This window comes from Dactylosporangium maewongense, assembly GCF_039531485.1.
Classification (GTDB): Bacteria; Actinomycetota; Actinomycetes; order Mycobacteriales; family Micromonosporaceae; genus Dactylosporangium; species Dactylosporangium maewongense.
In genome coordinates, this window is record NZ_BAAAQD010000042.1 from 40,158 (window position 1) to 65,497 (window position 25,340).

General features: G+C 72.3%; 19 protein-coding genes and 1 pseudogene. 9 read left to right on the plus strand and 11 right to left on the minus strand.

Features of this window, described 5'->3' with window-relative positions:
• Window positions 1-63: 63 nt before the first annotated feature.
• Window positions 64-438: pseudogene (locus ABD332_RS54135) on the plus strand (MaoC/PaaZ C-terminal domain-containing protein); the annotation flags it as partial.
• A gap of 152 nt (window positions 439-590) precedes the next feature.
• On the opposite strand, the gene ABD332_RS54140 reads toward ABD332_RS54135, so the two are convergent.
• Window positions 591-2,375: a sensor histidine kinase gene (locus ABD332_RS54140; RefSeq protein WP_344513949.1), complete on the minus strand. Its 1,785-nt coding sequence runs from the start codon at window positions 2,373-2,375 to the stop codon at window positions 591-593.
• Window positions 2,376-2,608: 233 nt separating this feature from the next.
• Window positions 2,609-3,712 (minus strand): trypsin-like peptidase domain-containing protein, encoded by a 1,104-nt coding sequence (locus ABD332_RS54145; RefSeq protein WP_344513951.1) that lies wholly within the window; start codon window positions 3,710-3,712, stop codon window positions 2,609-2,611.
• Window positions 3,713-3,914: 202 nt separating this feature from the next.
• Here ABD332_RS54145 and ABD332_RS54150 point away from each other — a divergent pair, with 202 nt between their 5' ends.
• From ABD332_RS54150 to ABD332_RS54160, 3 genes are all read left to right on the plus strand, one after another.
• Window positions 3,915-4,994 (plus strand): effector-associated domain EAD1-containing protein, encoded by a 1,080-nt coding sequence (locus ABD332_RS54150; RefSeq protein WP_344513953.1) that lies wholly within the window; start codon window positions 3,915-3,917, stop codon window positions 4,992-4,994.
• Window positions 4,991-7,777, plus strand: coding sequence for a tetratricopeptide repeat protein (locus tag ABD332_RS54155; protein ID WP_344513955.1), 2,787 nt, complete (start codon window positions 4,991-4,993; stop codon window positions 7,775-7,777). Before ABD332_RS54150 ends, ABD332_RS54155 begins: the two co-directional genes overlap by 4 nt.
• A gap of 183 nt (window positions 7,778-7,960) precedes the next feature.
• On the plus strand, window positions 7,961-8,893 hold the full coding sequence (locus tag ABD332_RS54160; RefSeq protein ID WP_344513957.1) for a cation diffusion facilitator family transporter: 933 nt from the start codon (window positions 7,961-7,963) through the stop codon (window positions 8,891-8,893).
• Window positions 8,894-8,977: 84 nt separating this feature from the next.
• Here ABD332_RS54160 and ABD332_RS54165 read toward each other — a convergent pair whose 3' ends face one another.
• From ABD332_RS54165 to ABD332_RS54205, 9 genes are all read right to left on the minus strand, one after another.
• Entirely contained in the window at window positions 8,978-11,605 is a 2,628-nt protein-coding gene (locus tag ABD332_RS54165; RefSeq protein ID WP_344513959.1) for a phospholipase D-like domain-containing protein, read from the minus strand.
• Window positions 11,606-11,618: 13 nt separating this feature from the next.
• Window positions 11,619-13,172 carry a metallophosphoesterase family protein gene (locus ABD332_RS54170; protein WP_344513960.1) on the minus strand — a complete coding sequence of 518 codons (1,554 nt, stop codon included), beginning with the start codon at window positions 13,170-13,172 and terminating at the stop codon, window positions 11,619-11,621.
• On the minus strand, window positions 13,169-13,984 hold the full coding sequence (locus ABD332_RS54175) for a carbohydrate ABC transporter permease (protein WP_344513962.1): 816 nt from the start codon (window positions 13,982-13,984) through the stop codon (window positions 13,169-13,171). Before ABD332_RS54175 ends, ABD332_RS54170 begins: the two co-directional genes overlap by 4 nt.
• The gene (locus ABD332_RS54180) at window positions 13,981-14,946 is read right to left on the minus strand and encodes a carbohydrate ABC transporter permease (protein WP_344513963.1); all 966 of its coding nucleotides are present in this window, start codon (window positions 14,944-14,946) and stop codon (window positions 13,981-13,983) included. The genes ABD332_RS54175 and ABD332_RS54180 overlap by 4 nt, the downstream gene beginning before the upstream one ends.
• Window positions 14,943-15,737, minus strand: a complete 795-nt coding sequence (locus ABD332_RS54185; RefSeq protein ID WP_344513965.1) for an inositol monophosphatase family protein — start codon at window positions 15,735-15,737, stop codon at window positions 14,943-14,945. The genes ABD332_RS54180 and ABD332_RS54185 overlap by 4 nt, the downstream gene beginning before the upstream one ends.
• Window positions 15,737-16,423, minus strand: coding sequence for a glycerophosphodiester phosphodiesterase (locus tag ABD332_RS54190; protein ID WP_344513966.1), 687 nt, complete (start codon window positions 16,421-16,423; stop codon window positions 15,737-15,739). The genes ABD332_RS54185 and ABD332_RS54190 overlap by 1 nt, the downstream gene beginning before the upstream one ends.
• A 12-nt stretch (window positions 16,424-16,435) precedes the next feature.
• Entirely contained in the window at window positions 16,436-17,776 is a 1,341-nt protein-coding gene (locus tag ABD332_RS54195) for an ABC transporter substrate-binding protein (RefSeq protein WP_344513968.1), read from the minus strand.
• Between the two features lie 226 nt (window positions 17,777-18,002).
• Window positions 18,003-18,704, minus strand: coding sequence for a DUF47 domain-containing protein (locus ABD332_RS54200; protein ID WP_344513970.1), 702 nt, complete (start codon window positions 18,702-18,704; stop codon window positions 18,003-18,005).
• Entirely contained in the window at window positions 18,629-19,630 is a 1,002-nt protein-coding gene (locus ABD332_RS54205; RefSeq protein WP_344513972.1) for an inorganic phosphate transporter, read from the minus strand. The genes ABD332_RS54200 and ABD332_RS54205 overlap by 76 nt, the downstream gene beginning before the upstream one ends.
• Before the next feature lie 234 nt (window positions 19,631-19,864).
• On the opposite strand from ABD332_RS54205, the gene ABD332_RS54210 reads away from it, so the two are divergent.
• Genes ABD332_RS54210 through ABD332_RS54230 form a run of 5 tightly spaced genes read left to right on the plus strand, consistent with a single transcriptional unit; the run spans window position 19,865 to window position 25,175 of the window.
• On the plus strand, window positions 19,865-21,343 hold the full coding sequence (locus ABD332_RS54210) for an FGGY-family carbohydrate kinase (RefSeq protein WP_344513974.1): 1,479 nt from the start codon (window positions 19,865-19,867) through the stop codon (window positions 21,341-21,343).
• Window positions 21,340-21,957: a histidine phosphatase family protein gene (locus tag ABD332_RS54215; protein ID WP_344513976.1), complete on the plus strand. Its 618-nt coding sequence runs from the start codon at window positions 21,340-21,342 to the stop codon at window positions 21,955-21,957. Before ABD332_RS54210 ends, ABD332_RS54215 begins: the two co-directional genes overlap by 4 nt.
• Window positions 21,954-22,733, plus strand: coding sequence for a DeoR/GlpR family DNA-binding transcription regulator (locus ABD332_RS54220; RefSeq protein WP_344513978.1), 780 nt, complete (start codon window positions 21,954-21,956; stop codon window positions 22,731-22,733). The genes ABD332_RS54215 and ABD332_RS54220 overlap by 4 nt, the downstream gene beginning before the upstream one ends.
• Window positions 22,720-24,135, plus strand: a complete 1,416-nt coding sequence (locus tag ABD332_RS54225) for an FGGY family carbohydrate kinase (RefSeq protein ID WP_344513980.1) — start codon at window positions 22,720-22,722, stop codon at window positions 24,133-24,135. Before ABD332_RS54220 ends, ABD332_RS54225 begins: the two co-directional genes overlap by 14 nt.
• The gene (locus ABD332_RS54230; RefSeq protein ID WP_344513982.1) at window positions 24,132-25,175 is read left to right on the plus strand and encodes a 2-hydroxyacid dehydrogenase; all 1,044 of its coding nucleotides are present in this window, start codon (window positions 24,132-24,134) and stop codon (window positions 25,173-25,175) included. The genes ABD332_RS54225 and ABD332_RS54230 overlap by 4 nt, the downstream gene beginning before the upstream one ends.
• The last annotated feature ends 165 nt before the right edge of the window (window positions 25,176-25,340 follow it).

Here is a 25,340-nt window from a genome sequence, read left to right on the forward strand (position 1 = left end):
ACCCGGCCCCGGCCCGGCCTTCGCGACGCGGAGCCGGCGCGACCCTGGACCGCGCCCGGTCAGCAGCTTCCAGACCGCGAGTTCAAGGTCACCCGGCAGGACCTGGTCCGCTACGCGGGCGCGTCGGGTGACTTCAACCCGATCCACTTCAGCGATCACGCCGCCGGGCAGGCGGGACTGCCCGGCGTCATCGGGCACGGGATGCTCACCATGGCGCTGACCGCACGGGCGGTCACCGAATGGATCGGCGACCTGGCCGGAGTTCTCGACCATGAGACCCAGTTCAAACGGCCGCTGCTGGTGCCCGACGACGGGGGTACCACGCTCACCGTCTCCGCGACCGTCGGCGACCCCGACGACGCCGGCCACCGCCAACTGGTCGCCGAGGCGAACGCCGGTGCCGACCTCGTCGCGATCTCCCGCCTCACCATCCTGTAGGGCTCGTAAGGTCGTCGCCGCACGGATCGGCCCGGCCGGCTGCGCTGACCTACCGCGAGCGCGAGTTCCACGCCGGCTGGTAGCGGCAGCGCTGCGCGGCGAGGCGGGTGAGGACGCCGGGCCGGGCCCGGCGGATCGCCCGGCGCCCGCGTTCAGTCGCCGTCGATCGGGATCTCGGCCAGCAGTGCTGTTCCGTGGCCGGGTGGGCTGGCGACCTCCAGCCAGCCGCCGAGCGTGGCGACGCGGTCGCGGAGGCCGACGAGGCCCGAGCCGCTCTTGAGGTTCGCGCCGCCGACGCCGTCGTCCTGCACCGAGATCCGCAGGCGGCCGTCACTGGCCTCGAGGTCGACGCGGACCAGGCTCGCCTGGGCGTGCTTGGCGGTGTTGGTGAGCGCCTCGGACACGACGTAGTAGGCGCCGACCTCCACCTGCTCGGGGAGCCGCCGCTGGACGGCCAGGGTGAGGTCGACGGGTGTGGCGCTGCGGCGGACGAGGCCCCTGACGGCCGCACCGAGCCCGCCCTTGGACAGGATGGCCGGGTGGATGCCGCGCGAGAGTTCCTGTAGGTCGTGCAGGACGCTGGTCACGTCGTTCACGGCCTGCGACAGGTCGTGCCGAGCGGGCCCGGCGGGCAGGGTCTCCTCCACCATGCGCATCTGGAGGCCGAGCGTGACGAGCCGTTGCTGCGCGCCGTCATGCAGGTCGCGTTCGATGCGGCGGCGTGCCTCGTCGCCGGCGGCGACGATGCGGGCCCGGGACGCGGTGAGTTCCGCGTTGGTCTCGGCGTTGACGATCGCTGTCGCGACGAGCTCGGTGAAGTCGGCCATGCGGGTTTCGGTGTCGCCCGGCAACGGCTCGGGCCGCATCGTCACGACGATGGCCACACCCCAGATACGGCCCTCGACCACGATCGGGACACCGACTCCCGAGCGGATGCCTGCGCGGCGGGCGATCTCGGCGTTGGGTCCGGCGGCGTTGTCGTACGAGGCGATCCGGGCCGCGGCGCCGGTCCGCAGCACCATCGGCAGGAGCGACTCGCCCCGGACCGGGAACGTCTGCTCGGCCAGGTCCAGCTCCTTGGCGGCGGCCACTCTGGTGACGGTGCCGTTGGACTCGTACCGGTACAACGCCGTGGGGTACGGGCCGAGGACGTGGCCGATCTCCTCGGCCACGGCGTCGAACACCTCGGCCGGGGCGGCTCCCCGAGCGACGAGCGTGGCCACCCGGCGCAACGCGGCCTGCTGTTCGGCCAGGTTCGCGGTTTGCTCTCGGCTCGTCTCGCGCTCCCGCGCCGCGCCGAGCACCGAGGCGAGGACGGGCACGACCCGCTCCCGCAGGCGCCGCCGGACGGGTTCTGACAGGCCGGTCGGGACGAGCAAGGTGCCCAGCGTGGTCTGCCCGGTGCGCAGCGGGAACGCACTGCGGTCCGGGTCGGCGGCACACCCGCCGACTGCGATCTCGGCCCAGGGAATCCGCAGTGTCTGGGCGATCCGGTGGGCGGCGGTGTCCAGCGCGGGGTGCAGGTGCTCGGCGCCGAGCAGCACGTGGGCGAGGTCGGCGCTGAGATCGGCCTCCTGGCGCCGGTCGGAGATCTCGGCGGCGTGTCTGCGCACGAGGTTCGCCAGACCGCTGACCAGCAGCGCAGCCGCCACGAACACGGCCACGTCCTGGAGGTCCTGGCCGGTGGAGAGCTGGAACTCGCCGAAGGGCGGCACGTGGAAGTAGTTGTACGCGGCGGTGCTGGCCACCGCCGTCAGCGCGCCCGTCGTCGCACCGCACACCATCGAGACGACCAGCACCCCGACGAGGTAGATCATTCCTCGGGAATCCTCGCGAACCGTGCCGCGCAACGGGATCAGCGCGAAGGTCTCGGTCGCGATCACCACCGCCGCGATGAGCAACCCGAGCGGCCACGGCGGCGGCTGCGCACGAATCACGAGCGACAGCAGGCGTACCCGAGTAAGGGGCGCCCTCATCCGCATCCCATCACGCGCTGAACGCCAGCGGTCGGTGAGGTAGCCCGAATCGCGCGGTGACGCGCTCACGAAAGGCATGGTGACCCTCTCACCAGGTTACTCCGAAGTAGCGCCACCTCCGGCCCGGCGACGCCACCGGAGGCCATGTCCGCGGCCCATCCGAGGACGAGCCGACGCAGCTGAGCGCGGCACCGTCATGGCCCGAACGCCGTGTCGGTGCCGCGCTTGCGGGTGGCGGCGCGGATCGCGGCCACGGGGATGCCCTGGTTGTACCCGGCGACCCCGAAGGCGGGGTAACGGGGGTCGCCGGCGTGATGGACCGCGACCCACTGCCAGTCCGGCCCGAAGCACGGCGAGCCGGACGACCCCGGCTCGGTGTTCGTCGCGTACCGGACCCTCGTGCCGGAGCTGTTCACGCCGAGGACCGCCTCGGAGTCGATCGCCACCTGCAGCGGTGCCCCGTCGGCGTGCTGCACGATGTACAGGGCGCGGACCTTCGTGAAGTCGTGGTCGGCGACCGGCATCTTCAGCCAGCCCCGCGGCGTCCACTCGCCGTCGTTGGTGGGCCCGCCGACCGGCTCCTCGCCGGCGCGGCCGGCCAGCCGCAGGAGGGCGTAGTCGAGCTCGTCGGCGGACGGTTCACCTGTTGGCGGGACCTCTCCGTCGTGCCGGCTGTGCGGGCTGTGGTCGATCAGCCAGTCCGCGGCGAGCCGGTGCACGGTCCCGGGCGCGGGCGTGACGCCGTCGGCGAGATACCGGTAGTCGAACCGCAGCCGGACCGCGGCCGGTGCCACGACGCCGTCGACCACGGCTTTCACGACGTGAGAGTTGGTCAGGACGACGTCGGGCCCCACGAGGAATCCGGTGCCGGTGCCAAGCCCGCCGGGACGGGACACCTCGACGCGGCACACCTGACCCTCGATCTCGCCGAGCCGGGCCAGCCACGTGGCCAGGTCGTACATCGAGTTGGACTGGCGGATCCTGAGCTCCAGCGACGCGCCGCCGGTGCCGGTCTGCGGCGCCAGCTCGAACCGCGCCGCGAACGCCAGCAGGTCCGAGTCCGTCGGCAGTGCCTGCCGGGCCGCGGTGAGCAGGTCACGCCACCACAGTTGGGCGTTGGCATCCTGGACGATGTCCAGCAGTGCCGCACGGTACCCCACCTCGGCCCCGACGAAGTCGTCGAACCGCCGGTCCAGCCTGCCGAGCAGCAGCTCCCGGAACCGCGAACGCGGAAACGCGTCGGCGAGCAGATTCCGGAGCTCGATCATCTCCGGACCGGTCAACCGGCTTGGGGGCATCAGCGAATGGCCTGTCTGTCTGGATGTTCCGTGGCGTATGCCAGAGCCAGCACAGTGATACCACGAAGGCACACCGCACGGGCCGCGCCGCCAGCTTTCCCGACCCGATGGGCCAGGCAATGCTGCGCGGTCGCGTGATTGAGCCCGGTCGAGCGGTTGACCTAGGCTGGCCTCCTATGCCGAAGCAGCGGGTCCGGCGGCGATGACCTTCGCCCGGCCGAACCTCCAACCACGCGAACTCCTTGCCGTGCGCGACGGCCTACTGGTGGCCTTCGCAGACCGGCAGCGACTGGAAGAGCTGGTCATGTCGTGCGACCGCACGCTCGACGAGCTGGAGGTCAAGGGCAACGACTACCGCGGCAACGTCCTGGCGGTGGTGAAGGCGGCGTTCGCCGACGGCTGGCTGATCGAGCTGCTGAGCACCGCTTCGGCGCTCGTTCCGAGCGACGACCTGCTGCGCGAAACCCTCGACCGGGTGTCGCCGGCCCCACCGGTCGCGCTCGCCGACCACTTCGCGGCGTGCCGGCTCAGCGGCGGTCACGTGCTGATCGACCGGTCCCGGCTGCGGGCGGCGCTCCGGGAGCTCTGCCAGCCCACCGGCCGGCGGATTCTCGTGGTCGGTGGCCCGCGACGGACCGGGAAGTCCCATACGACGCAGCTCATCGCGTACCTTCACATGGTGCGCCCGGCGTTCCGGATCGCCCACGTAGATCTTGAGGCGATCCCGCGGCTGCTCGGCCGCGACCGGATTGTGACACCCCACGACGTCGCCCAGCGCATCGTGCGGATGCTCGGGTATCCGGCCGAGCTGGCCACCGCCCCCGTCGGCACGCCGTGGCCGGAGTGGGTGCTGCTCTTCTGTGACGAGTTCGAGTCGCATGCCATGCGCGACGAGCGCAACCCGTGGATCGTCATCGACGGCTTCAACCACGTCGTCGCCATGCAGGCCACCATCGATCTCGTGAAGGAGCTGGCGCGGCGCGTCGACCGGTTCTTGACCGGGTTCCGGCTGGTGCTCCTCGGCTTCGACGACTCCCTCGTCGCCGTGGGGCAGCACGCGTCGATCGAGACCCTGGAGCAGATCGGTGCCGACGAGGTCGCGCAGTTCTTCCGCGATGCCTACGAGCAGCTCGGCGTGCCGTGGACCGAGCAGCTCCTCGCCGACGCCGCCGCCCGTGTCCTCGCGGATCTGCACCCGGAGCAGCACGACTACCTGCGGGTGCTCGGTGATCGGGCGAGCCGGGCGCTCGCGGATGCCGCCGGGCCGTCGGTGCGCGCATGACCGAGGGGGTGGCGACGACGGGGTACGGCGGGCTGCACGAGGCGGCCGCGGTCCTCGCCTGGTACTCACCACCGGCCATCACCCCTGTCCCGGGCCCGCCCGGCGACCTTGACCTGCTGCTGCTGGACTCGGACGTGACGGTCGACGCCGCGTTGCAGCGGCGGTGGACCCTGGGCACAGACGTGCGCGTTCAGGTGCTGCGCCGGCTCCGGCAGGAAGGGCGGATCCTCGACGCCCTGGCCGTCAACCCGCAGCGCCCGGCCGAACCGATCCAGGTCTTCCTGGAGCTGTACCTCACCGGCCGTCGACCCGCAATCGACGAGCTGGACCTCGCGGCGCTCGTCTGCGTCCGGACCGTCTGCGATTGGCTCGGACCCGCGGGGTTCGACGACCTGCCGGACCCGGGCTCGCTCGCGGCCCGGCTGGAGTGGCTCCTGCTGCTGCAACCCGTCGAAGCGCTCGCCGCGGGCCGGCAACCTGACGACGGCGAGCACCTTCGTGTGCTCCGCGACCTGGTCCACCCCACACCCGGGTCGACCCTCGCCGTCCTTGACGGTGGTGGTGGTTCGGTGGCCGCCGCCCGCTTCCTGCTCGACCGTGCCCGGGCCGGCCTGCCCATCGCGTACCTCGACCTGAGCCGTCCGGACGTCCGTCCGCCCACGCTGCCGCCGGTGCTGCTGGAAACGGCGAGGCAGATCCTCGCGCAGCGCCCGCGGGCGGCAGATCGCTGCGCACCGATCCTGCTGGACTGGGAGCGGCGGCTGGCGTCGCCGGGCGGGATCACGGACGAGGAGGCTCGCGGCTGGAGCGACGACCTCGCCACGATCATCGACGCCGCAGGCCTCACGCGAACCCCGGTGCTGCTGGTCCTCGACGAGACACGGCAGGCGTACGGCCTGTCGCGGACCGTCGCACAGCTGCGGCGGAGCCTGCCGCAGCTGCGGATCTGCCTGTGTCGCCGCCGGGCGGGCCGCGACACAGCTCGCTCCGGCGGGCTCAGGGACCTGCCACCGGCCTCGGAGGTGTTCGTCGGCCGTGACCTGACGCAGCTCTCCCAGCGGCTGCCCGCCGCCGTCGGGGTGGTGGTGGGCCAGGCGTCGGTGTTTGGGTTCGGCGGCATCGGCAAGACCGAACTGGCACTGCGCTACGCGCTGGAGCACGCGGGCCGCTACCGGCAGGTGTGCTGGGTCAGCGCGGGCACTGCAGACAACGTGCGGCTCGGGCTGGCCACTTTCGCCCGGCGGCTGGGTCCGGCCGGCACACTTGCCGATGCGCAGGCGTTGGCGGTCGGCTGGTTGCGGTCGAACAGCGACTGGCTGCTGGTCCTGGACGACGTCGAGGACGTGGAGGACGTCGCCGAGCTGTTGGGCGACGTGGCCGGCCGGGGCCATGTGGTGGTGACGACCCGCCGCGACCCGGGACTGGCCCGGTGGGCCTCGCTGGGCCTGGCACCGCTGTCGCTGGGGGTGCTGGATCGTCCCGCCAGCGTCGAGCTGCTGGTCGCGCTGACGGGACTGCCGGCAACCGCCGGTGCGGACCGGCTGGCCGCGCAGCTGGGTGACCTTCCGCTGGCGTTGGAGCAGGCGGGCGCGTACATCAGGCAGCACGACGGCCTGACCGTCGAACAGTACTGGTCGCTGCTGCGCGGCCAGCTCGCTCTGGACGCGTACGACAACGCTGCGGACCAGGCCGCCGCCGCACCGTTGCACCTGACCTTGAACGCGGTCCGGAGCCGGTCGGTGCTCGCGGAACGCGTGATGCGCGTGCTGGCCTGGATGGCGCCCGACGCGGTGCCCGAGGACGTGCTGATGGCGCTGTCCGAGCACCCGGCCGACCTGGACGAGGCGTTGACGCTGCTGACGTCGTACAAGATGGTCACCTGGAATGCGGGCACGGTCCGCGTGCACCGGCTGGTCCAGGCCGTCATCCGCGCCGAGACGCCGGACGGCGCCCTGGACGAGGCGGTGCGGGTGCTGACCGCGGCGTTGCCGGCCGAGCCGATCGACACCGTGGACAGCTGGCAACGGTGGGACGCGTTGCTGCCGCACCTCGACGCGGTGCTGAGCCACCTGCCTGCCGTCCACACCAACGTCGGCGCGCTGCGCATCGCCAGCGGCGCGGCCAACTACCGGCGGTTGCAGGGTCACGCCGCCACGGCGGCCGCGGCCTTCGAACAGCTGCTCATCGGCTATGTCCGGGTGTTCGGCGACGACCACCCCGAGGTGCTGACCACGCGCCACAACCTGGCCATCGCCTACTGGGCCGCCGAGCGGACCGGGGACGCGGTCGCGGCGTGGGAGCAGGTGCTCGCCGGCCGTCGCCGGCTGTTCGGCGACGACCACCCCGATGTGCTGACCACCCTCTCCAACCTGGCCGTCGCCCGCTGGGACGCCGAGCGGATCGAGGACGCGGTCGCGGCGCTCGAACAGGTGCTCGCCGGCCGCCGCCGGCTGCTCGGCGACGACCACCCCGATGTCCTGACCACCCTCTCCAACCTGGCCACCGCATACTGGGACGCCGAGCGGATCGAGGAAGCGGTCGCGGTCTGGGAGCAGGTTCTTCCCGGCCGCCGCCGGCAGTTCGGCGACGACCACCCCGGCGCGCTGATCGCCCGCTACAACCTCGCCGTCGCCTACTGGCGGGTGGGTCGCGTCGGCGAGGCGATCGCGATGGATGAGCAGCTGCTCCCGCTCGCCGAGCAGGTGCTCGGCGTCAACAGCCCGTTGGTGGACGCCGTTCGTCGCAGGCTCGCCGAGATGCGGGCCGCGACAGGCGACGCATGACGCTCTCCGCGGTCGCCACCGGCGGGGGCTGCCGTGCCGGCGCCGGCGTCGACCCTGTGACGTTGTCCGTGTCGCCGATCGGCGGGGGCATGCCAGACTGTCGGTCGACCTTGGCGGCGTCCGGCGGAGCCCCAGGCAGACCCCCAGGCAGACCCCCAGGCAGACATAGAGGAGTTCAGCGCGGTGGCAGCGGACGGCGGCAGTACCAAGGCGGTGGTGACCGCGCTCGCGGCGAACCTCGGGATCGCGGTCAGCAAGGGTGTCGCCGCGTTCATCACGGGCTCCTCGTCGATGCTCGCCGAGGCGGTGCACTCCCTCGCCGACACCACCAACCAGGCGCTGCTGCTCGTCGGCGGCCGCCGCTCCCGGCGTGAGGCCGACGAGGCACACCCGTTCGGCTACGCCCGGGAACGCTACATCTACGCGTTCATCGTCTCGATCGTCCTGTTCACCCTCGGCGGGCTGTTCGCGCTGTACGAGGGGTACCAGAAGATCGTCCACCCGCACGAGCTGACCACCCCGCTGGTCGCGGTCGTCGTGCTGGTCATCGCGATCGGGCTCGAGAGTTACGCGCTGTACACGGCGGCGAAGGCGGCGAACGCGGTCCGCGGGTCGAAGACCTGGTGGCAGTTCATCCGCCACGCCAAAGCCCCCGAGCTGCCGACGATCCTGCTCGAGGACGCCGGCGCCGTCACCGGTCTCGTCGTCGCCCTGCTCGGCGTCGGGCTGACCGTGCTGACCGGCAACCCGGTCTTCGACGGCATCGGCACGTTCGTCATCGGCGCGCTGCTCGTCGTGATCGCCGTCATCCTCGCCATGGAGACCAAGAGCCTCCTCGTCGGCGAGTCCGCCTCCAAGGCCAACATCCGCAAGATCCGCGAAGCGCTGATCGCCGAACCCCAGTTCGACCGGGTGATCAACATGCGGACCATGCACCTCGGCCCGGACGAGCTCCTCGTCGCGGTCAAGGTCGCCGTCCCGCCCGGGCGGCTTTCGGAGGAGGTCAGCGACGCCATCAACAGCGCCGAGGCCCGCATCCGCGCCGTCCTGCCGATCGCCACCCTGATCTTCGTCGAACCTGACATCTACCAGCCGCCGGCCGACCCGTCTGTGTAGCACGCCGGCGTCTGGTCCGGCAGCTGTGCCCGAGCGCGGCGGCTGGTGGGGAGGGCGGCGCCGCCCTCCCCACCAGCACCGTTGTCAGCAGGTCTGCGCGCAGTTGCGCAGGCCGTAACGGATCATCAGCTGGGTGCCGCCGTTGCCGTCCCAATCGTCGACGTAGACGACCGTCAGGTAGCCGTCCTGGTCGGCCCCGATCGCCGGGGTGTCCTGGCGGTTGGCGGTGAAGACGCTCAGCCGGTGCTCCGGGAACAGGTTGCTCGTCCCGCCCGTCGAGCCGATGCCGCGGGCCCAGACCTCGGTGCCGCTGCTGGCACTGGTGAGTCCGGTCGCCTGCCCGGTCTCGTGCCACGTCACCACGGCGTTGCCGGCGCCGTCCACGGCGACGTCCGGACGCGACTGGCGGCCTACCCGGTCGGACTGGTACGCCGTCTGGGCCGTCACGCTGTACACGCCGGCCGTGCTGGCCGTCCACCGGTAGATCGGCCCGCTGACGGTGCGGGCGGCGAACGCGGCGGTCGTGCCGGTGAAGCCGCGCACGTAGATCAGCGATTGCGGGTTGCCGTCGTAGCCGGTCCGGCCGGTGTGCTCGTCGGTCCAGGCGACGTACCAGATCCCGGACGCGCCGATCGCGACCGAGGGCTCGAGTTGCTGGCCGTCGGACAGTGTGCCGGTGTGGACGGCGACGACGGTGCCGAACGATCCGGCGAGCGTGCCCGTCTTCCCCCGGATGCTGTACCCGCCGTTGCCGTCCTCGTCGTCCTCCCAGGCAACCGCGGCGGTGCCGGAGTCGTTGATCGCGAGGTCGGGCTTGCGGTAGGTCCCACCCGCCACCGCCTGCACCGGCACGTCGTATCCGCCGCTCACTGGTGACAGCCGCACGTCGGCGGCGCTGAACGAGGCGTACCGGATCGAGCTCACCCCGGCCGTGGTCGTGTCCTGCCAGGCGACGCCGAACTGGCCGTCGGACAGCACGGCGATCGACGGTTCGCTCTGGTCGCCGGCGGCCTGCGTGTTGACGTTGACGATCGAGGTCATCGTCCCGTCCGGGTGGACGCGCCGGGACCGGATCTCGTAGCCGCCGTTGCCGTTGCTGTCGTCGGCCCACACGAGCACCGCGTCGCCGTTGGCGGCAAGACCCACGTCGGGTGTGCGGTAGTTCCAGTTCGTGCTGCCGCCGGTGCGCACGACGACGTCGGACTGGCGCACCCCGTCGACGAAGCGACCCAGCCGGATCTCGTTGCCGGTGCCGGTCAGCGAGCCGGAACTGAACGCGACCACGCTGACGTGGCGCCCGTTCGCGTCGCGGTACGAGGCGACCGCCGGCTCGAACTGGTCGCCGGTGGCGACCTGGTTCGCCGTGGCGAAGGTGGCGTTCGGGTACCGCGACGGCGCGATCTTCACCGCCGCTTCCTTGATGGCGGCGAAGTCGGCGACGAAACCGTTGTAGACGGTCGTGTCGTCGATCCGCATGAACGTCTCGTCGTTCTTCTTCAGCGCGCCGTTGGTGAGGTTCTGCGAGCCGGTGTACACGTACCGATGCGTCTGGTTGTCCTTGCGGGAAACCCCCTGCACCACCAGGTACTTGGAGTGGATGCTGCCGTCGGAGCACTCGGCGTTGACGGCCGAGCCCACCGCGAAGAACGACTGCCGGCAGCCGCCCGGGTTCATCGAGTAGACACCGATGCCGCGTGCGGCCAGGTCGTCGATCATGTCCTGGTGCTCGCCGGTGGCGACCTCGACGGTGCAGCCGGCGTCGGCCTTGTCACCCAGCGCGTCGATGACCTCGGGCCGGGCGTCGCGGAACCCCCACATCGCGAGCCGGATCACGTCGTCCGTGCTCGTCGTGGAGCACTGCACGTCGTCGATCGCGGCGGCGAAGATGTCGTGGCGGGTGCTCTGCGGGTTGAACGAGTTGGTGATCGTGGTGTCCTCGGCGGTGCTCGGGGAGTTGCGTGGCGAGTACCAGAGCCGGAACGGCCCGGCGTCGACGTGGCCGGTCTCGTAGACCTTGCTGCTGCCGGTCACGGCGAGCTTGCGGTTCACGTAGTCGCGGTAGGCCGTGGCGAGCGCGGCGTTGCCGGAGACCTCGACGAGGTTCTGGTACATCTGCTGCTGCGGGTTGGTGGGGTTGTTCGACCCGATGAGGGTGACGTCGGTGCGCCCGTCCGACAGGGCGCTGAACACCCAGAACTTGTTGTGGTTGATGCCGGTGCCACCGCCCGCGCAGGAGGCGAAGCAGCGTTTGGCCCATGAGCCGGTCGCGCTGGACGACCACGCCGGCAGGCCGGAGACCAGCGAGTCGACCTGGGCGGACTGGTTGCACACCGCCGGGTCGCCGTCGGTGCACGCCTCGATGAGCAGGCGCACCTTCACCCCGCGGGCGTGCGCGGCCAGCAGGTGGTCGGTGATGGCCTGGTCGGTGAAGGTGTACAGCGACGCGTAGAGGGTCGATCCGGCGACGCTGGCCTGGACCAGGGTGTCGATCTCGTCTCGCAGGCCGGTGGTCTGGTACTGCGTGAACTGGGGTCCGTTCTTGTTCGGGTCGGGGGTGGCGTAGTCGGCATCGGGAACTGGGTCGAGGTTCGGGCGGAGGAACAGAACCTTGATCGAGCCGCTGGTGACGGTCACAGTCGCGGCGGCGGCTTGCGAGGCCGTGCCGAGAACCATGCCGATCACCAGCACGAGCGCCAGAAACGGTCGGCGCAAGGCGGTGCTCCCTTCAGCGTGGTGGTGCGGGGAGACGGAGCCGGACGTTGCGGTCCGGCGCGCCGCCGGCCGCACCGGTGCGACCGGCGCGGACGGCGTCGTTGTAGGCCAGCTCGCGGTGCAGCGCGGCGAGCCGGTCGGTGGTGTCCTGCCCGGCGGCCGGCACCACGGGCGCGTCGTGGTCGACGAGTGTGCTGGTGATGCAGAGTCCGCCGGACCGCTCGCGGGCGATCTGCAGGACCCGCGCCTGCACCGGCCAGTCGGCGCTCGCCGCGGTGGTCACCTCGAACAGGCCGCCGCCGTCGCCGCGGTGGTGCGCGACGACCCGGTTGGCGTGGTGGTGGCCGTTGAGCCAGAGCACCACGTTGCGGCAGCCGAGCGCCAGGCGGAGGATCTCGCCGGCGTAGGCGCGCTCGCCCGGGTGGTCGGGGCAGACGCCGTAGCCGTTGCGCAGCGAGCTCGTCGCGTGGTGCGAGGCGAGCACGATGAGCGGGTCGTCCGGACCGTCGGCGGCGAGCTGCCCGGCGAGCCAGTCGAGCTGGGCCCGGTCGATGCTGCCGTCCCAGTGCCCGTGCGGGTTGTCGGTGTTGAGTACGACGATCCGCACGCCGGGCACGGGGTCGTAGGCGTAGTGGGCGGTGCCGTCGCGGTGGTTGGCCGCCGTGAACCCGTGCCCTGCCGGGCGCGCGCCCGGGTGCCGGTGGGCGCGCACGAAGTCGGCCGGGGTGATGAAGGCCCGGCCGGCCAGTGCCGGCACCGGCCGGGACGGCCCGGCGAAGAGCGCGGCCGGATCGGTCAGGAACGTGCCCAGGGCATCGGGCAGATCCGGTCCGTCCGGCAGGCCGACCGGCTTGCGCGGCCCGGTGGCGATCGCCGCGAGGTCCGGCCGGGCCGCGGTGGTGCCGCCGATCAGCAGGTCGTGGTTGCCGAGGCAGGCGAGCCACGGGTGGCCGAGGCCTGCGGCGGTGAACGGTGCGGTGGCGGCCTCCAGCAGGCCGGGGTGGGTCGGGAACCCCCACAGGCGTTTGTACCGGTCGTCGCCCTGGTCGGGCCGCCAGTACCAGGAGTCGTCCCAGTCCAGCCGTTGGGGCCCGTGGTAGCCGAACGGGCTGACCTCGACGGTGCCGCCGTCGAGCAGCGCGAGGTAGGCGGCGAGCTCGTTGGCCTGCGCGTTGTCGATGTTGTCGCCGGTCACCACGCACGCATCGAGGTCGAGCGCGGCGAGCGTGCGGATCATCGCCGCGGCGGCGTGCGGGGCGAGCGCCTCCTGCGGCCGGAACACCCAGTCGACGAGCCCGGCCCAGCCGGCGGCGCCGGCGCCGGTCCGCATGGCGAAGTCCAGGCGGGCCGGCGACCCGGGATCGACGACGTGCAGATCGGTCAGGTGGGCGAGGGTGGCGATCACGGTGCTGCCGCCGGACGGGGCCGGCCCGGGCACGAAGTCGGTGCGCAGGGTGTGGGCCTCGCCCGGCACCTGCCGCAGCCGGTGGTACAGGCCGTGGCTGCCCGTGCCGGCGACCTCGCCCGGCACGAGGGTCGGTGCCGTCTTCCCCCGGGTCGTAATCATCGGACCGCCCCCGCTGTCAGGCCCCGCACGATGTGCCGCTGGAACATGTAGATCATCACCAGCATCGGGATGATGGCGAGCACGACGCCGGCGAAGATGACGTCGGGCGCCCGCTCTTCGACCGAGTTGAGCTGGGCGAGGCCGATCTGCAGCGTCTGCATCTTCGGTGTGCTCGTGACCAGCAGTGGCCAGAAGTAGTGGTTGTAGCTGCTGATGAAGGAGTGGATGGCCAGGGTGCCGATCGCCGGCCGGGACAGCGGGACGAGGATCTGCCAGAGGAACCGGAGGTGTCCGCAGCCCTCGACCTTCGCCGCCTCGTACACCTCCTTCGGGAAGCTCAGGAAGAACTGCCGCATGAGGAAGGTCCCGAAGCCCGCCGCGAGGAACGGCAGGAACAGTGCCGGGAACGTGTTGACCAGGCCCCAGTCCGCCATCGTGAGGTAGTTCGGGATGATCATCGACTCGGCCGGCACCATCATCGTGGCGAGGAACATGCCGAACGCGAGCCGCTTCAGCGGGAAGTGCAGGAACGCGAACACGTAGCCGGACAGCACCGAAGTGAGCAGGACGCCGAGAACGACGACGAGGGACACCAGGATGCTGTTGCCGTACTGGCGGGCCAGCGGCACCGCGTCCAGCACGGCGCCGAAACTGCTCACATGAAGGCTGGTCGGCAGCAGCGCGGGCGGGAAGCGGGTCAGGTCGTCGCGGCTCATCAATGATCCGGCGACCGCGTAGTACAGCGGGAAGATCACCACGGCGACGAGGACGACCAGTCCGGCGATCGTGCCGGCGTTGCGCAACCGGCTCATGAGTAGAACACCTTCCGCTGCAGGACCCTGAACTGGATCGCGGTGATCGCGGTGACGAGGAGCAGCAGGACGACACCCTGCACCGAGGCGAGGCCGTAGTCCGACGCACCGAACGCGAACGCCGACTTGTACAGCCCGTAGACCAGGGTGGTGGTGGCGCCGTCGGGACCACCGCCGGTGAGGATGTTGATCTCGCCGAAGGTCTGCAGCGAGGCGATCGTCGACACCACGAGCATGAAGAAGATCGTCGGGGTGAGCAGCGGCAGGACGATCCCGGTCAGCACCCGCCAGCGACCGGCGCCGTCGAGGCGGGCGGCCTCCAGGTACTCCTCGGGGATCGCCTGCAGGCCGGCCGAGAAGACCAGGACCGCATAGCCGAGGTCGCGCCAGACGCTGACCGCGGCGAGGCTGGGCAGCGCCGTGTCCGGGTCGGTGAGCCAGTCGATGCCGGACACGCCGAACTCGCTGAGCAGGCCGTTGAAGACGCCGATGCTCGGGCTGTAGAAGACGTCGAACACGACCGCGGCCGACGCGGCGGAGAACGCGAACGGCGTGGCCATCAGCGTCCGGAAGAAGCCGATGCCCCTGACCTTGGACTGCAACGCCAGCGCCAGCCCGAGCCCCAGCACGAGGGTGGGCAGCACCGTGCACACCGCGAACAGCACCGTGACGAGCAGGACGTTGCGCAGCTTGGGATCGCCGAAGAAGTCCGCGTAGCGGTCCAGCCCGACGAAGTCAGTGGCGTTGCCGAAGATGTCGCTGCCGTGCACGCTCAGCCAGACGGTGCGCACGAGCGGGTAGAACACGAACAGGACGAAGACGATGGTGGACGGCACGAGGAACGCCGCGGCCACGGCGATCTCGGCCGGCCGGTAGTGGGGCCGGCGCCGGGGTTGCAGACCGGGCTCCGGGGCCACCGCGGCGGATGCCGGGCCGGTCGTGGTGGTGCCGACGGCCGTCATGCGGCCGCCCGCCACAGCTGCCAGACCTCGTCGGCGACGCCCGGCGCGGCGGCGAGGATGCCGTCCTCGGGCACCCCGCCGCTCACACCGTCCCTTCCGTGGACGAGCGCGCCGCCTTCCTTGGCGATCAGTGCTCCGGCCGCGACGTCCCAGAGGTCGTACCGGCCGGGGATGAGCGCTCCGGCGGCGCGCCCGGCCCCGACACTGGCCAGGGCCAGCGCACACGAGCCCATGATGCGGGTGGCGGCGAACCGGTCCGACACCTCGGTGAGCACGGCGAACATGCCGGGCCACGGCCGGTTCTTCGACCACTCGGTCAGCAGCACCTCGCCGGCGAGCGAGCTCACCGGGCGGCAGCTGACGGGAAGACCGTCGGCGAAGGCGCCGCCACCGCGGACGGCGCTGAGTATCTCGCCGCGTGCCGGGTCGGCGACCACACCGACGGCCACGCCGGTCTCGTCGAAGCCGGCCAGGCTGAACGACGACCATGGCAGCCCGTGGACGAAGTTGGTGGTGCCGTCGATCGGGTCCACGTACCACGTGAATCCGTCGCCGGCACCGCCGCCGTACTCCTCCCCCACGACCCGGTGGTCCGGGAACCTGCGGGCGATCTCGTCGCGGGTGAGCCGTTCGACCTCGCGGTCGTACGGCGTCACCCAGTCGGCGGCGTCGGCCTTGGTCCCGGCGGTCGCTGGTTGCGGGCTGCTCCCGGCGATCGTCCGCATCGCGGCGCGGGCGAGCTCCACCGCGAACTCGTGCAGCGTCTTGAGCTCACTGTCCGGTGCGGCCATCAGGCGCTCGCTCCGGCGAGGACCGGCGTGACCGCGGGCAGGTCGTTGGAGATGACCGCGGCGATGCCCCAGGCGAGGGCCCGGGCCGCCGCTTGCGCGTCGTCGACGCAGTAGGTCCACATGCGCAGCCCCCGCGCGGCAGCCCGCTCGACGGACTCCTCGGTCAGGCTGTCCCAGCGCAGGTTGAGCGCCTGCGGCCGGACCGCGTCCAGCAGTGTGTCCGGCGGCAGGTCCGGGCCGACCCACGACAGCACGATCTCGGCCTCCGGCTGGTGCGCGCGCACGACGGTGAGCACCTCGGGCTGGCCGATGAACCACGACCGCTCCAGCGCACCGGCGGCGCGCAGTTCGGCGGCCACCGCCGGCACCAGGTCCGGGTTCTTGTTGTCCACGACGAGTCGCAGCGCAACCACCTCGGCGACCTCGGCGAGCGTCGGAATCCGCTCGCCGGTCACCTCGGTGCGCAGCGCCTGGATCTCGGCGAGGCTCGCCTCCCCGGGCATGCGCGGGTCGTTCCAGAACCGCTGGAGCGTGCGGTCGTGCAGCAGGATCGGGTGGCCGTCGGCGCTGGCGCGGACGTCGAACTCGACCGCGTCGGCGCCCAGCTCCGCCGCGAGCAGCAGCGACGGGATCGTGTTCTCGGTGCGACGCAGGGGGGCGCCGCGGTGTCCGACGAGGATCGGCACGGTCTGGGCCCCTTACTGTCCGACGGACTTGTTGTAGGTGGCGATGGACTCCGCAATGGCCGTCTGCCCGGCGGTGATGGCCTGGTCGGCGCTGGACTTGCCGAGGATGACCGACTCGACGATGTCGTTCATCTTGTCGCGGGCCTGCGGCATGACGCCCAGCAGGCAACCGCTGCTGGCCGGGGTGGTCGCGGCGGCGCGCAGCTCGGCGCCGGGCTTCGCGAAGTCCGGGTAGGTGGCGACGGTGTCCTTGAACTCCTTGCTGTCGGCCGCGGCCTTGACCACCGGGATGTAGCCGGTCTGCGAGGCCCAGTAGCCCTGCGCGTCGGCGGACGCGAGGTACTTGAGGAACTCCGCCGCGGCCGCCTGCTGCGCCTTCGGGTGCCCGGCCATCGTCCAGACCGCCGCGCCGCCGTTGAACACGCCGCTCGCGGTGGTGCCGACCGGCCTGATGTAGTTGGCGACCCCGACCTCGAACTTCGAGCCCTTGATGATGTCGCGCAGGTTGGCCGACGTGAACGGCAGGATCGCCGCACGCCCGGCCTGGAACGCCGCGGACGCGTCGGTGTTGTTGCGCCCGACGTTGAGCAGGCTGCCGTCCTTCACCAGCCCGGCCCACGTGTTCACGATCCCGCGCAGCTCGGGGGTGTCCCAGTTGACGGCGGTGGCGCGCCCGGACCGGCCGTTGTCCTGGTTGCAGTACTGCACACCGCCCGCAGCGAGCATCTGCTCGACGAGCCAGCCGTCGATCGAGGCGACCGCGCCGTAGCGGGTGGTCTTGCCCCCGTCGCGGACCGTCAGCTTGCGCGACGCCTCGGCCAGCTCACCGATGGTGGCCGGCGGCTTCTCCGGGTCGAGCCCGGCGTCCTTGAACGCGGTCTTGTTGTAGAACAGGACCGGCGCCGAGGCGTTGAACGGCAGGGCCTGCAGCTTGCCGCCGACCGTGTAGTACTTGGCGATGCCGGGCTCGACGGTGGCGGTGTCGATCCCGGCCGGTCCGGCGACGTCCGCGAACGAGACCGTGGCCTTGGTGTCGACCATGAGCTGCGTGCCGATCTCGAAGACCTGCACGAGGTTCGGCGTCTGCCGCGACTGCACCGACGCCTTGAGCTTGGTGAGCGAGTCGTTGTACTTGCCCTGGAACGTCGCCTCGACTTTGACCTTGCCGGTGTGGGCCTTGTTGAACTCCTCGACGAGGTGGTTGACCGCCTCGCCGTTGGCACCGGCCATCGAGTGCCAGAACGTCACCGTCTGTTCACCGCCGCTGCTGTCGCCCGCGTCGTCACCGCAGGCCGTGAGCCCGGTGAACAGCGTCGCGACCGCGGCGGCCGCAAAAATGCGTCTCCGTACCATGTCTCCTCCTGATGCGCCGCGGCGCTGCGGTGAGCTTCGCAGCCCGGGGTGTCAGCGGCGTTGGAGTGATTTAACATCAGCAGTGTTGTTTTCACAAGACCATCATCACGACCGCACCCGATCAGGGTCCCTCCTCCGAGGTGAAGCGGTATGTCGATCAGGACAGAGCACGCAGAACGCACCCCGAACATGACGCGTTATCTTCATGTGAACTTCACTCCGCCTGCTATTGAAAGCGCTTCATGACGCCGTCGGCAAGGGCGTCCGCAGCCGCGGCAAGCCGCTGACCGGCCACGTCGAGCCGGCCGAGCAGGAGCACCGGCACGAGGGCCGGCGAATCGGCACCAGACATGAGCGCGGCGACCGCCTGCTGGTACGCCGGGCGGACGCCGGGCTTCTTCGCCTCCGACGCGGCCTCGGCAGCCTGCCGGGGCGCGTCGGGCAACAGCCTCACCGCGGCGTCGAGCCGGGCGAGCCCGCCGGCGAGACGGTCCAGCACCGGTCCGTACAGCGGGTCGGGCGCCGCGCCGAACAGGTCGAACTCCCGGACGAAGTCGCGTGTCGCGTCGAGCACGTCGTCGATGCTGCGGGAGAGCCGGAACAGATCCTCCCGGTCGATCGGGGACGCCACGATGCGCCGCAACCGGCCGATCAGGGCCGCCCGGTGCGCGTCGCCGTCGTGCTCCACCACGCCGATGAGACGCCGGGCCCGGGCGGGTTCCACGGTGCCCGCCGTGACCCGGCGGGCCACCTCGACGCCGCTTTCGGCGCAGCGCACCTGGGCGGCGACGAGGCCGACCAGCGACCGGTCGTCGGCACCGGCCAGGTCCCGCGCCAGCCGGGCCAGCCCGCTCAGGACACCAGCGACACCACCACCGCCGCGCAGACGCCCCCTCCGACGAACGCCGCCGGCAGGGTCAACAGCCACGCCTGGCTCAGTCGCAGAACCTTCCGCCATCGCACTCTCCTCGCTCCTCGTGAGAGTCCGGCGCCGACCAGGGCGCCGGACATCGACTGGGTCATGCTCACCGGCGCACCGACGGCGGCCGTGCCGAGCACCACACTGGCGCTGGACAGCTCGGTCACCACCACCCCGTCCTGCCGGGCCGCGACCAGCCCGCCCCCGGCGCCACCCAGGCGTCGCACCCCGAGCAGGCCGCCCGCCATGAAACAGACCGCGATCAGCGCCAACGCGGCCGGCGAGCGGGCGTGGCGGTCCGGCCCGCCGCCGAGCAGCACCGCGTAGACCGCGAGCATCTTCTGGCCGTCGTTGGCGCCGTACGCGACGCAGGCCGCGGCGAATCCACCCAGGTGCAGCCGGCGCAGGCGGCCGGCGGCCCCGCCGGGACGCCCGGCCGGGGGCAGCGCGGCGACGACCCGCGCCGCGGCCAGGGCGACCAGCGCACCGATCAGCGGCGCCGCGGCCGCCGCGGCGAGCACCGCACCCACCACCGCCCAGTCCACGGCGTCGCCACCGCCACGGACGAGGCCGCCGCCGGTGCCGGCGCCCGCGATGCCGCCGATGAGCGCCAGCGTGAGGCTGGTGGGCAGGCGACGGGCAGCCAGCAGCACGGTGACCGCGACGGCCGCGCCGATGCCGGCCAGGATCTGCACCCTGAACGCCGGACCCGGCGCCGCGGACGGCACCAGCCGTCCGTCGAGGGTCGTGGCCACCGCGGTGCCGACCAGCAGTGGCGCGACGAGCACGGCGGTGGTGAGCAGCGCGAGCGCACCGGGCGGGCGCAGCCCTGACGCCCCGACCCCGATGCCGACCAGGACACCCGCGTCGTTGAAGCCGGTGAACACCGCGAACAGCGCGGCGACGCCGAGAGCGACAGCCGTAGCGGTCGACACCCGCACCATCCGTTCCGGCGCCTCGAAGCACGCCCGTAGTGAACTGTTGATGTGAAAATCTCGCAGCGTCGCGAGGGCAGGCGGCCGGGTCCAGCCCGACCTGGCTGGTCACATACCGAGCTTGACCTGCCAAGACATCGAATCGGCCACCTGGATCTAGCCGATACGATAAGTGGCTGTTATCTTAACATCAACCGAACGCTCACTTCGCACGACGGGAAGCTGCGACAGCGCATGGGAATCGAGCACACTTCTACCTCGGGCCTGTGGGCCGGCGTCGACGTCGGCACACAAAGCCTGCGAGTCTTGCTGGTGGACGACCACGGAGTCATCGTGGGGCGCGGCGCCGGCCGGCTGGACAGCCACCGGTCCGGCCGCCGCCACGAGCAGGATCCCGAGCAGTGGTGGCAGGTCCTCGGCCAGGCCGGCCGAGAGGCGCTCGCCGACGCGGCACGGGTGCACCCCCGGCCGGCGGGGCTCGTGCGGGGCATGGCGATCTGCGGCACATCCGGGACGTTCCTGCTGACCGATGCGGCGGCGCTCACGCCGGCGCTCATGTATGACGACGCACGCGCCGCCGAGGGCTGGACCGGCCCCGGGCAGCCCTCCTGGCCACCGGCGAAGCTCGCCTGGCTGGCCGAGCACGGCAGCGCACCGGTGCGCGCGGGCCTCGCCACCGGCCGGGTCCGGCTCGAGCACTGCCCTGACTTCCTCGCCGCGCGCCTGGTCGGGCACCGGGTCGCCACGGACTGGAGTCACGCGCTGAAGACCGGCTACGACCCGGCCGCGCTGGACTGGCCGGCGGCGTCGCCCTCCGGGGTGCTTCCGGATGTCGTACGGCCGGGGACGCTGCTCGGCCGGATCGACGCAACCGGCGCCGCGCACACCGGGTTCGCCGCCGGCACACCGGTGCGCGCCGGGATGACCGACGGCTGCGCCGCGCAGATCGCGGCCGGCGCGTTGGTCCCCGGCTCGTGGAACGCCGTGCTCGGCACCACCCTCGTGCTCAAGGGCGTCACGGAGCACCGGCTCGAAGATCCGGCCGGCGCCGTGTATTCGCACCGCCACCCCGACCGGGGCTGGCTGCCGGGCGGCGCCTCGAGCGTCGGCGCCGGCCTGCTCGACCGGCGCTTCCCCGCCGCCGACCGCACCCGCCGCGACGCGGCCGCGGCGCGGTTCGAACCGGCCGGCGGAATCGTCTACCCACTCGCCGGCCGCGGCGAGCGGTTCCCGTTCGTGCGGCCCGACGCCGAGGCGTTCGAGGCGGGCGACCTCGTCGACGACGACGACCGGTACGCGGCCGTGCTGCAGGCCGTCGGTTACGTCGAGAAGCTCGCATACGCACACCTGCGCCGGCTCGGCGCACGGGTCGACGGGCCGTACTACATCACCGGCGGCGCCACCCGCAGCCGGTACTGGTGCCAGCTGCGGGCCGACATCCTCGGCCATGAACTGATCCTGCCGGCCAGCGCCGAGCCGGCCTTCGGCATGGCCGTCCTCGCCGCCGCCGGCGACGGCCCGCTCGTCGCGGCGGCCGAACGCATGATCCGCCCCGGAACGGTCCTCACGCCTCGGCCCGGCGCGACCGGACGGTTCGCGGACGCCTACGCCCGCTTCCTCGACGCCCTGGTCGAGCGCGACTGGATCGACGCCACGCTCGCCGGCTACGCCAAGGACGTCCCGCTCGTCGGCGCCTCCGGCGGTGCGGCATGAACACCGTCACGCTGGCCCGCCACGGGCGAACGGCCTGGCACGCGCCCAACCGGTACACCGGACGCAGCGACATCGCGCTCGACGACGTCGGCGTCCGGCAGGCGCAGACGCTCGCCCGCTGGGCCGCCGGTCGCGGGTACGCCGCCCTCGCCTGCTCGGATCTGCGCCGGTCCGTGGACACCGCGGCCGCCGTGGCGGCGACGACCGGCCTCGTCCCGGCCACCGACCCGCGGCTGCGGGAGCTGGACTTCGGCATCGCGGAGGGGCACACCCTCGCCGAGCTCGACCCGGCCGTCGCCGAGCGGTTCACCGTCGACCCCGTCACGCACCACTTCCCCGGCGGAGAGCATCCGGCCCTCGCCGTCGACCGGTTCCATGCCGGGCTCGCCGCGCTGGCCGCGCGGGTGCCGCAGGGCAGCGCCCTGGTGGTGGCCCACAGCACGATCATCCGGCTGGTCGTGTGTGCGGCGCTCGGCCTGCCGCTCGCGCAGTACCGCCGCCGACTGCCGGCGCTCGATCCGGTCGCGGTGACCACGCTGCGGCTGTTCGAGGACGGCGTGCCGGTGGCCCTGCTGGCGTACAACGTGCCGGTGTCTGAAGGATGGCAGCCATGACCGACCCCACGGAGCGCAGCCGGCCGGCCCAGCGGCAGGCGGAGATCGTCGAGCACGTCCTGCAGCACGGTTCGGTGTCGGCCAACGACCTGGCCGAGCTGTTCCACGTCAGCCTGATGACCATCCACCGCGATCTCGACGAGCTGGAGCGGCAAGGCGTCGTGCGCAAGTTCCGCGGCGGCGTGAGCGCCCAGCCGTCGAGCGTGTTCGAGAGCAACGTGTCCTTCCGGCTGCGTGCCGCGAAGGCCGAGAAGCTCGCGATCGCGCAACGGGCCCGCGAGCTGATCGAACCGGGCATGGCCATCATGCTGGACGACTCGACCACCACGCTGGAGCTCGCCCGGCTCCTGGAGGACGCGGCACCACTGACCGTGATGACCAACTTCCTGGAGACCATCAAACTGCTCAGCACCATGCGGGGCATCCGGCTGCTGGCCCTCGGCGGGGAGTACTACCCGACCCACGACTCCTTCCTCGGCGTGCCCTGCATCGACGCGATCGAGGCGCTGCGCGTCGACCTGCTCTTCGCCTCGACGTCGGCCGTGTCCGGCGGCTACGCCTACCACCAGGAGCAGGAGATCGTCCTGGTCAAGCGGGCCATGATCCGCGCCGCCCAGCGATCGGTGCTCATGGTCGACCACACCAAGCTCGGCCGGGCCTCCCTGCACCGGCTCGCCCCGCTGTCCGACATCGACCTGGTCCTCACCGACAAGCAGGCGCCGCCCGAGGCACTGCTGGAGATGCGCGAAAACGGTGTCAGATATGAAGCCGTCTGATGCTCCCCACGCGGTCGGCGTCGACGTCGGCACCACCGTCACCAAGGCGGTCGTGTTCGCGGCGGACGGCACCGCCCTGCGCCGCGCCGCCCGCCCCACGGCGCTGCACCGGGCCGGCCCCGGCCGGTACGAGCAGGACGCCGCGGCGGTCGCCGCCTCGGTCGCCGCCGTCCTGGACGAGCTCGAACCCGGGCCGGTCGCCGCGATCGGGATCACCGGACAGGGCGACGGACTCTGGGCCGTGGACGACGCCGGGCACCCCGTCCGGCCCGCCATCTCCTGGCTCGACGCGCGCGCCGCCGACGTCGTCGCCGAGTGGACGACCGACGGGGCGTTGCAGCAGGTGTACGACCGCACCGGCAACCTGCCGTTCGCGGGCAGCTCGGGCCCGCTGCTGGCCTGGCTCGACCGCAACGAGCCGGCCACGCTCGACCGGGCGGCCACCGCGGCGTACTGCAAGGACGTCGTCGTGCAACGCCTGACCGGGCTACGCGCGACCGACGTGTCCTCGGTGCCCCTCCTCGACCCGGGCACGCGCGACTACGATCCCGCGCTGCTGGCCGCGCTGGGCCTCGCCCACCGCCGGGACCTGCTCCCACCGGTCCTGGCCGCCCCGGTCGAGGGGCTGCGCACCACGATCGGCGCGATACCGGCCGGCACCCCGGTGGTCGCGGCGCCGTACGACCTGCCGGCCGCCGCGCTGGGAGCCGGCGTCGCGCAGATCGGCGACGGCCTGCTGACCGTCGGCACCACCCTGGCCTGCCAGGTGCTCACCGATCGCGTCGGCACCGGCGAACCTGCCGGCCTGACCCTCACCACCTGGGAACCCGGGAGGTGGCTGCGAGCGCTGCCGGCGATGGTCGGCACGGCGGGACTGGACTGGGTGCTGAACCTGACCGGAGCGACCCTCGACGACCTGCCTGCGCTGCTGTCCAGTGGCGACTCCACCGGCCTGTCGGTGCTGCCGTTCTTCGCCGAGGCGGGAGAACGGGCGCCGTTCGTGGCGCCCGCGGCCCGGGCCCGCATCGACGGGCTGCACACCGGCGTCACGGTCGCCGACCTGGTGCTCGCGACCTGCGAAGCGATCGCGTACAGCGCGCGGCACTGCCTCACCGCCGCGGGCCTGGACGGCGAACTGTTCGCCTGCGGCGGCGGCATGCGCAGCGGCGCCTGGGCGCAGATCTTCGCCGACGTCCTCGGCCGACCCGTCCGGGTGCTGCTCGGCGATGAGGTCGGTGCCCGCGGTGCGGTCCAGGCGGCGCTGCGCACCGTCGGCATCGCGGAACTGCCGCCACCACCGCCGACCGCCGTGTTCACCCCGCGCCGCTCCCGCGACGACCGATACGCCCATTACCTGTCCGCTGTTGCCAGCGCCCGCTCGACCTGGAGGACCACCCCGTGACCCGTGTACTCGTCGCCGGCGACCACTTCGTCACCCCCGCGCTCGTGATCGATGCCCTCCACAGACTCGCCGACCTCGACATCGTCACGCACACCGGACCGTGGCCGCACACGCCGTTCGGCCGGGTGAACGAGGTCGACGAGGCGTCGGACATCGAGGACGCGCTCATCGACCTGCTGTCCGGGGTCGATGTGGTGATCACCCAGATGGCGCCGCTCACCGAACGGGTGCTGGCCGCCGCCCCGGCGCTGAAGCTGATCGTGGTCACGCGCGGCGGCCCGGTGAACGTGAACCTCGCCGCCGCCGAAGCCCGCGGCATCGAGGTCCGCAGCACGCCGGGGCGCAACGCGGTGGCCGCCGCCGAGCACACCGTCGCGCTCATGCTCGCGGCGCTGCGCATGATCCCGGAAACCCACGCGTCGGTGCTCGCCGGCCAGTGGCGCTCCGACCTCTACGCGCTCGACGCCGTCGGCTCCGAGCTCGGCGGCACCACCGCGGGCCTGATCGGCTACGGCGCCATCGGCCGGCGCGTGGCCCGCATCCTGCGCGCGTTCGACGCGACCGTGATCGTGCACGACCCGTACGCCGACCCCACCACCCTCGACGGCGCCGAAGCGGTCACGCTGGACGAGCTGCTGTCCCGCAGCCAGGTGCTGAGCCTGCACGCCCGGCTCACCGCCGAGACCCTCGGCATGATCGGTGCCAAGGAACTGGCCCAGTTGCCGCACGGCGCGGTGCTGGTGAACTCCGCGCGTGGCGGCCTGCTCGACTACCGGGCCGTGGCCGAGGCGCTCACGTCGGGACGGCTGCGGGCCGCCGCGTTCGACGTGTTCGACGTCGAACCGCTGCCGGCGGACTCGCCGCTGCGGGCGGCACCCGGCACGGTCCTGACCCCGCACCTCGCCGGCGCGACCGTGCAGACCGCCCGCCGGGCGGCGGAGCAGGCCGCCGACGCGCTCGCCACGTGGCTCGCCGGTGCCGCGACGCCCCCGGCCCACCCGGCCGCCGCAGCCGCCGCGGCCGAGCCAGACGGCCGGTGATCAGCTCGGGCCCCGGCGGACCGCACCGCCACCGGCTGGTGTGACGGGGGTACGCGCGAACACCGGGGCATGCGGAGACCCGCTGCCACGAACGCGCGTGCATCCCGCGCTCCGGGGTACGTGTAGACCACGAAGTGCCGGGAGAGGGGATCCTGAGGACCTCGC